The sequence below is a fragment of the Acidiphilium sp. genome (assembly GCF_049977125.1).
Taxonomy (GTDB): Bacteria; Pseudomonadota; Alphaproteobacteria; order Acetobacterales; family Acetobacteraceae; genus Acidiphilium.
In genome coordinates this window covers 10,118-11,557 of record NZ_JBMFGY010000098.1, presented here as the reverse complement: position 1 = coordinate 11,557, position 1,440 = coordinate 10,118, and the positions used below count along the sequence as shown (strand labels likewise).

Below are 1,440 nucleotides of genomic sequence, written 5' to 3'. Positions count from 1 at the left end.
GAACAATGGCTCACTTGGCTTTATCGAAATGGAGATGAAGGCCAGCGGCTTCTTGGATACCGGCACGGAGCTTAAAAACCCCAACTTCGCAGCGATGGCGGAGGCCATGGGTATCAAGGGAATCCGGGTCGAACGGCCGGAGGAACTGCGAGCGGCACTCGCCTCAGCCTTCGCGCATGACGGCCCTGTGCTGGTTGATGTGGTGAGCGCGCGTCAGGAACTTGCAATGCCGCCGAAAACCACGCTTGATCAGGCGTATCACTTTGGTATGTTTACTATGAAAGCAGTGTTGGATGGTCGAGCTGCAGAACTAATTGAGTTCGCTAAAGTTAATTTCATACGTTGAATGGCTTTGCTACTGAATTTTGATCACTCTCCTCACTGATAGTTTAAAACGGAGCATGGCATGCCAATAGCACCCATTCCTGCGGTCGCGCTGACGCCAGTCGCGTACTTCCCGAAGGGCTACTTCCTCGAGAACCTGGCAGTCCGCAGCGACGGCTCTGTTCTTGTCAGCTCGCTGCTCCACAAGGAGCTCTGGTGCGTTCCGGGACCTGAACCCAGCCTCGACGCTCAACCGATGATCGTCCACACCTTTGAGAACATCGTGATGAGCGTCGTCGAGGTAGAACCGGATATCTTTATCGTCAGCCTCAGCGACGGCTACACAACGCACGAATCCCACCTCGCCCGGATCGACCTTAACGGATGGGCGCCCGGCAAACCTGTCGCACCCGAGATCATCTACACGTTCGATTACCGAGTCCGAGCGCTGAACGGCAGTTGCCTGGTCGCGCCCGGCGTGATGCTGATCGCTGACTGTTTCGCCGGCCTCATCTGGAGGATTGACCTGAGCCCTGGCGCTCGCGACGCCCGCGCAAGGATCTGGATTCAGCACCCGACCATGGGCATGGATCTCGACAGCGAGGTTGCGCCACCGCCCCAACCTGGGATCAACGGGATCCACTACGGTCCGAAGACTGGGTATGTTTACTACACCTCGACGGCGCAGCAGGTGTTCATGCGGATCGCAGTTGATCGGGACACGCTGGATCCTGCAGGTCTTCCGGAGTTCGTCGCGGCGATCGACAAGACTGACGATTTCTGTATCGACGAGATTGCCGGCTTCGCCTACGTGACCCGTCACCGCGGCAACACGATCGACCGGGTCCCGCTCGCCCCAGGTCATGGGAGTGAAGTGCGGCACATCGTCGGCGATCCGTTTGACGAGCGGCTCGTCGGACCGTCGAGCGTCGCGTGGGGCCGGGACCCATCGGATATGGGGCGTGTGGCCTATGTCACCATCGACGGTGGTCGGACCGCCCCGCCGCCCGACGGCGTCATCCGCGACGCCGCACTGCTGCGTATTGAGCTGCGGTCGGCCACCGTCGGCGAAGCTCCGGCGTACGCGACGGCGGGTCGGTGATGAATAGGTACAGC

Annotated in this window: 2 protein-coding genes; both read left to right on the top strand. The window is 59.9% G+C overall.

Going from position 1 to position 1,440, the window contains the following annotated elements; genetic code table 11:
* Nucleotides 1-346 (top strand): thiamine pyrophosphate-dependent enzyme (locus ACP5E6_RS13230; protein WP_427954734.1); only part of this gene is annotated, 346 nt, incomplete at its 5' end.
* 60 nt (nt 347-406) lie between these two features.
* A complete protein-coding gene (locus ACP5E6_RS13225; protein WP_427954733.1) occupies nt 407-1,426 on the top strand; it encodes a hypothetical protein in 1,020 nt (339 codons plus the stop codon).
* The last annotated feature ends 14 nt before the right edge of the window (nt 1,427-1,440 follow it).